The following is a 5012-nucleotide window of genomic DNA, read 5'->3' as shown; positions in this document are numbered from 1 at the left end:
GGGGCATATCTTAGCGCTAGGGTGAGTTGCATGTTGATCCTGCTCCCTCCTTCCGAGACGAAGGCACCCGGCGGCGAGCGCGACGCCATGTCTGTCTCCTTCCCTGCCCTTGATTCGGTGCGTGCTTCACTTTTCGACGACCTCTCCGCAATGGACGTAGACGAGATGATGGGGCTGCTCAAGATCCCGAAGACGAAGCGGGAGGAGGCGGTGGAGAATCAGTCGCTGCGCACTGGCCCGGTGATGCCTGCGATTTATCGCTATACGGGGGTGCTGTATGACGCGCTGGTTCCTGAGACGTTGCCGGATGATGCGATTCGCCGTTTGGCGGTTGGCTCGGCGCTGTTTGGTGTTGTGCGTGCTGATGACATGATTCCGCGCTACCGGGTCTCTGCCTCGTCCAAGGTTCCGGCTGCGGATGGGTCGCTGCCGACGATGCGGGCACGCTGGGGGTCAGCGATTTCGGAGGCGCTTTCGCAGGAGCCGTTCGTTGTGGATATGCGCTCTGGCGCGTACGAGAAGCTTGGGCCTGTCGATGGCGCGGTGACGGTACGGGTGGAGTCCGTTGCTCCGGATGGGTCACGCAAGGTGGTCAGCCACTTTAATAAGCACTACAAGGGGCTGCTGGCCAGGGCGCTGGCGTGCGGGCCGGAGGTGGCGTCGATACGTGAGGTCGCCGAGGTTGCCGAGGCCGCGGGTTATGCTGTCGAGGTTCATGGTTTGGTGCTGACGCTTGTGGTGGAGGAAACGTAGATGGGTGCGCCAGTGAACTGGAAGCCGTGGGGTGTTGTCGGCATTGTGTTGTTGGCACACGTGGCGCTGTTGCTGCTGTACTGGGACAGTATTCCTGACCCTATTGCGGTGCATTTTGACGCGTCGGGCCAGGCGGATAGTTGGGAGCCGAAGACGATGCTGCACGTGCTGATGATGCCGCTGGTTTCGGTGGCGACTGCCCTGTTGATGTTTGCATGCCTTCCCCCACGTGAGCTCGCACAGCCGCAGCCGGTCGATGGGGCTGCCTCCGTACCGTATTCGGCGAGTATTGCGCAGCGAGTGGAACAGCTTGTGTACATGACCTGGCGCTTCATGGGGTGGTTCGCGGTGGCGATTGCTGTCGCGTTTCTGGTCAGCGACGTCACGACGCGCCTGCCGGCGTTTGCCCACATGCAGTGGCTTGCCCCCGCTATTTGGGTGGCGTTCACCATCCTGGTTGTCGCGGGAAGCCTCGTCTTGATGGGCACACGACGGTCAGACTTATTGACGCCAACTACGTACGCCTTAATGCGGTCACCGTGCTTGAGCGTTTCGGAAGGGATCTTTTCTGCCGGGATGAGCAGGCCATCCTGTGGATCGGCTTCGGTTCCAAGCTGCACCACGGAGATTCCGCGTGCTTCCGCTTGCGCGTCCCGCTGCACGATGCCTGAGACAACAGTACCTTCAGCGCCGGAGTACTCCTCGTACACGCGACCAGCTTCGACGGCCAACAGCTTGCCCTTGATGGCGTCGCGCACGGCCCTCGCACCGATTCGAGAAAAGTTGACCGGGGTGGCGTCGTACTCCGAGATAATTTCGCCCTCAGCGTCGAGCTCAGAAACCATGACGGCAACGTCACCGGTTTCGGAGTCGATGTCGACGCGCGCCTTGTGGTGTTCATCCTGGGGGTGCTCCAGGTTGTCCGTGTATGCGAAGAGCAGCGCCGAGGCGATGGTCTCGAGTAGTTCGTCGAACCCAATTCCTTGCTGTGCTTCGATGTTCTTCAAGACTTGGACGTCAATATTCACTTGTCTTCCTCCGGATCCCTTACAGGGTTGCTGCTACTTCTGCTTCTTCAAACGTCGCCTCGCTGAGTTCTCGCTCAGCAGCGGGCGGCGTGTTGAACTCAATTTCTACCACCGATTTCGGCATTTCGGAAACTTCCAAGATTTGCACCGCCGGGGTCTTCTTCCCTGCCTCGATCAGCGCGACCTTCGTTTCCTCGGAGTTCATCGCGCCAATGCGCCAGATAGAACTCTGGCCGTTGGTGTCGTTGAGCTTCACTAGCCGCCCGCGGTTACGACGCCAGTGGCGCGGTGCTGTGAGCGGTAAGTCGACGCCTGGGGTGGTCACTTCCAGCGTGTAACCAGCACCGAATGAGAACGCTCCGACTTCTTCCTGTTCGTCGAGGAACTCCCCGATTTCGTTCGACACTACCTCGAGCTCGTCCAGCGTTGGACGCGCATCGGCATCAAGCGCGATGACAATCTGGGATTTCTTGCCAGCCTTCACTGCCTTGACGTGTTCGATGTCCATGTTGTGGCGTTGGGCCAGCGGCTCAATGAGTGTCTCTAGTTCTTGGGGAGTTGGAAAAGCCATGTGCCCACCATAGCGCGACGCAAACGTGCTAGCGTTTTCCCCGTGAAAAAATTGCTGGTTGCTGTTCTTGCGGTGCCGTTGTCGCTGACGCTTTCGTCGTGCGACCTTCTCGGTGTTGTTGGGCCCCGCCCCGACAAAGCAGTGCTTGGCCTTGCGCAACAGGCGACTGCGGATGCGCGCAGTCTTTCGGATCCAGCACTCGCTGAGCTTCGTGGCAAGCAGGCGGATGAGCTTTTTGGAGAGGTTGCGCGACTCTGCGGCAACATTGACGCGGAGTTGCCGCGCAGCTGCGAGTTTTCCACCGGTCCTGGTGAAGCCGTGGGTGTCAGCAATGATGTAGGACTGCAAGAGGTCGTCGAGCAGTCCGTGACAGCTTCTTTGGAGAAGGTTCCAGCGCAGTCGCGAGACTTAGTTGCGGCGCAGGCCGTCGACATCATCGCGGCAATCGGCCCCGAACTCGACGCTGAGGACGTCGCCGCACTGCAAAACAAGGGCGATATCGAGCTTGCCAGTGCGGCGCTCAGCACAGAGTACGAGTTCCTCTATGGGCTGGGGCTGGCAAAGGCGTATGCGGATGCGCCGCTGCACGCGCGTATCGCCACGTTGGAGGACGCCTCCGATGTGCGCGTCGCGTTCCTGCGCACCGCACTGCGCGACGCTGACTCGATTCCAGTCGCAGCAGCTGGGTATCAACTCGCCCACGATGATGCGCTCAATGATGCAGCAGATGCCGAAGCGCTTGTCGACGCCCTCTCCGCCCAGCTCACCAATACCTGGAGGGGAACCGTATCCCAGGCCAGTTCTTCCGAGTGGAAACAACAAAGCCTTATGCTTGCCGCGCACGCGCAGCAAGCATAAGGCTCCTTGCTACTGCCGAATTAGCTTTCGGCGATGAGCTGCTGCAGCTTCGCCACAACCTCACCAGCTGGGACCTCAAGGGTCTCGCCGCCGCGGATGCGAAGCTCAACGATGCCGTCGGCGAACGAGCGTCCAAGGATCACAAGGAATGGCATGCCGAGTAGCTCGGCGTCCTTGAACTTTACACCTGGGGAAACCTTTGGGCGGTCGTCGTATAGCACTTCGATGCCCTTGTCGCTGAGTTCCTGTACGAGAGCGTCTCCAGCTTCCATGGCTGCCTTGTCCTTGTTCGCGACGGCAACGTGTACCTGGTACGGCGCGACTGCAACTGGCCACACGAGGCCCTTCTCGTCGTGCTTCTGCTCCGCGACGACGGCCATCATGCGGGAGATACCGATGCCGTAGGAGCCCATCGTCGGCACGGCGCGCTTGCCATTTTCGTCCAGGATCTGCACATCCATTGCCTCGGTGTACTTGCGTCCGAGTTGGAAGATATGGCCCAGTTCGATGCCACGGGCGAGCTTCACAGTGCCGTTGCCGGACGGTGAGGGGTCGCCTTCCTTGATCTCGGCGGCTTCGATAAACCCGTCAACGGTGAAGTCGCGGCCAGCAACGAGGCCGACGACGTGCTTCTGAGGAGCGTCTGCACCGGTGATCCACGCGGAACCTTCCACCACGCGCGGGTCCGCGAGGACGCGTACACCGTTGGCTTGCAGTGCGCGTGGCCCGACGTAGCCCTTCACCAGGAAGTCGCTCTTGGTGAAGTCCTCGTCGCTGGCCAGCTCAAACGTCGCTGGTTCCAGGGAAGCTTCCAGGCGCTTTTCGTCGAGCTCGCGATCGCCCGGGATCACAACGCCGACGAGCTGCGGGCCGACCGGCTTACCGTTGTCGTCGAGCACGCGTGGGTCGTCGACCTTGATCATCATGCACTTCAGGGTGTCGGAGGCTTCGGCAGGGCGGCCGTCGATAAGCACTCCTGCCTCCTGTGCCCACTCCACGAGTGCCGCGATGGTCTCGGAAGCTGGGGTGTCGTGCTCGACGGCCTCCGGCAGCCCTTCAATCGGGCGTGGTTCAGGTGCAACCGTGGTCACTGCCTCAACGTTGGCGGCGTAATCTCCCGCGGTCGACACAGCAAAGGTGTCCTCGCCGTTCTCGGAGTACGCAAGGAACTCCTCGGATGCGGAGCCACCCATCGCTCCGGAGGTTGCCTTGCAGATCTCGTAGCGGATGCCAACGCGGTTAAAGATGCGCTGGTAGGTCTCGCGATGCTTGGCGTACGAGTTGTCCAAGCCTTCGTCCGACATATCGAAGGAGTATGAGTCCTTCATCACGAACTCGCGGCCGCGGAGAATCCCGGCGCGTGGGCGTGCTTCGTCGCGGTACTTGGTCTGGATTTGGTAGAGCGTGACCGGGAAGTCCTTGTAGGAGGAGTACATGTCCTTGACTGCCGCGGTGAACATCTCTTCGTGGGTTGGGCCGAGCAGCATGTCGGCGCCCTTGCGGTCTTTGAGGCGGAACAGGTCGTCGCCGTATTCGGTCCAGCGATTGGTCAGCTCGTATGGTTCGCGTGGAAGAAGGGCTGGGAACAACAGCTCTTGTGCGCCCATGCTGTTCATTTCTTCACGGACGATGCCCTCGATCTTGCGCAGCGTGCGAAGCCCGAGGGGCAGCCAGCTGTAGACGCCCGGCGCGGCGCGACGGACGTAGCCTGCTCGGACGAGCAGTTTGTGGCTAGGGACTTCGGCATCGGCGGGGTCCTCGCGCAGTGTGCGCAGGAATAGCTCTGACAGGCGTGTAATCAT

At 60.9% G+C, this 5012-nt stretch carries 4 protein-coding genes and 2 pseudogenes; 3 read left to right on the top strand and 3 right to left on the bottom strand.

The genetic code is table 11. The annotated features are described in order from the left end of the window. Positions 1-30 precede the first annotated feature (30 nt). Complete coding sequence (gene yaaA / locus ACXIUA_RS09815; protein ID WP_311474919.1) at positions 31-753, top strand: peroxide stress protein YaaA; 723 nt, start codon at positions 31-33, stop codon at positions 751-753. Beyond that, positions 754-879 (top strand): annotated as a pseudogene (locus tag ACXIUA_RS09810) (hypothetical protein); the annotation flags it as partial. Positions 880-1232: 353 nt separating this feature from the next. On the opposite strand, the pseudogene ACXIUA_RS09805 reads toward ACXIUA_RS09810, so the two are convergent. Then, positions 1233-1781 (bottom strand): annotated as a pseudogene (locus ACXIUA_RS09805) (NusA N-terminal domain-containing protein); the annotation flags it as partial. A 19-nt stretch (positions 1782-1800) separates the two neighbouring features. Continuing rightward, positions 1801-2352, bottom strand: a complete 552-nt coding sequence (rimP, locus tag ACXIUA_RS09800) for a ribosome maturation factor RimP (RefSeq protein WP_070362302.1) — start codon at positions 2350-2352, stop codon at positions 1801-1803. Between the two features lie 42 nt (positions 2353-2394). Between rimP and ACXIUA_RS09795 the strand changes: the two genes are divergently transcribed. Next, positions 2395-3210, top strand: a complete 816-nt coding sequence (locus ACXIUA_RS09795) for a DUF4439 domain-containing protein (RefSeq protein WP_457976714.1) — start codon at positions 2395-2397, stop codon at positions 3208-3210. Positions 3211-3230: 20 nt separating this feature from the next. Here ACXIUA_RS09795 and ACXIUA_RS09790 read toward each other — a convergent pair whose 3' ends face one another. Continuing rightward, on the bottom strand, positions 3231-5012 hold the full coding sequence (locus ACXIUA_RS09790) for a proline--tRNA ligase (RefSeq protein ID WP_457976713.1): 1782 nt from the start codon (positions 5010-5012) through the stop codon (positions 3231-3233).

The sequence above is a fragment of the Corynebacterium sp. UMB8791 genome, assembly GCF_054166365.1.
The sequence above is the reverse complement of the archived record's forward strand: the minus strand, read 5'-3'. Positions and strand labels throughout refer to the sequence as shown.

Excerpts from the sequence above, each read along its gene's own strand:
- yaaA (WP_311474919.1), top strand. The coding sequence starts at position 31 with ATGTTGATCCTGCTCCCTCCTTCCGAGACGAAGGCACCCGGCGGCGAG.
- rimP (WP_070362302.1), bottom strand. The coding sequence starts at position 2,352 with ATGGCTTTTCCAACTCCCCAAGAACTAGAGACACTCATTGAGCCGCTG.
- ACXIUA_RS09790 (WP_457976713.1), bottom strand. The coding sequence starts at position 5,012 with ATGATTACACGCCTGTCAGAGCTATTCCTGCGCACACTGCGCGAGGAC.